The following is an 801-nucleotide window of genomic DNA, read 5'->3' as shown; positions in this document are numbered from 1 at the left end:
CCTCCTCCTTACGGCCCTCTCCTACATAAAGCATCTCGGGACCATTAGCCCCCTCAATGCTGCTTATTAAATGCCAATCATTGTGCCCATGAACAACAGAAATCACATCAACCCCTAATCCGTTTATACCTTCAAGTGTCCTCCCTGCCTGTGCTTTCACTATCGCCTTTTTGTCTATCTCTTTAACTGTCTGCCAGTTTAGATGTTAAAAAGTCGCTACATCCTCTATCGTCATCACCTTGCAGAGTTCTGAAACCTGATGTGTTAGCTCCTTTGTGATCCTTTTGTTCTTCTCTAAAAAGTCCAGATTTTCCACCTTCACCCCACAGTCAGGACACCTTACCTTTACCTTCTCAAACTTTAAAATAGTTATGTACCTCCATAAATGTAAATGTCTTACCTCCTGTGTAAAAGAGCTATGTGCGCTATGTAACTTACGGCCACAGTTACTACAGATATACTCGTTGCTTCTTCCTAAAGTTATAATAGCTTTTTCTATATCTCCCTCTTGATCTATCTCTACCTTCAATACATTAAACCCTTGAAATCCTAAAAGTCTTGTGAGATAATCTCTTTGTTGCATCTGTCTGGTTACCCTCCTTTCTTGATAGGATTTAGAGGGTTATAATAACCTTTCAGATGCAACAGCTAAAAATAAATTATTCTATATGCACCATATTCCGTGAAGAGCCTTTATTTATTGCATCCTATTCTGGTTAACAGATAATGAAAAAAATACCTGAAGGCATTTCTTATTGAGGCGCTGACAGGTGAGGACATAGTTATAAAATATCCGCAGGA

At 39.1% G+C, this 801-nt stretch carries 1 protein-coding gene; it reads right to left on the bottom strand.

Going from position 1 to position 801, the window contains the following annotated elements; translation table 11 throughout:
- Nucleotides 1-205: 205 nt before the first annotated feature.
- The gene (locus tag HW443_RS12200) at nt 206-583 is read right to left on the bottom strand and encodes a transposase family protein (protein ID WP_176238331.1); all 378 of its coding nucleotides are present in this window, start codon (nt 581-583) and stop codon (nt 206-208) included.
- Nucleotides 584-801: the final 218 nt, after the last annotated feature.

Source organism: Candidatus Hakubella thermalkaliphila, from assembly GCF_013281975.1.
GTDB lineage: Bacteria > Actinomycetota > Humimicrobiia > Hakubellales > Hakubellaceae > Hakubella > Hakubella thermalkaliphila.
This window is presented reverse-complemented; position numbering and strand designations above follow the sequence as displayed.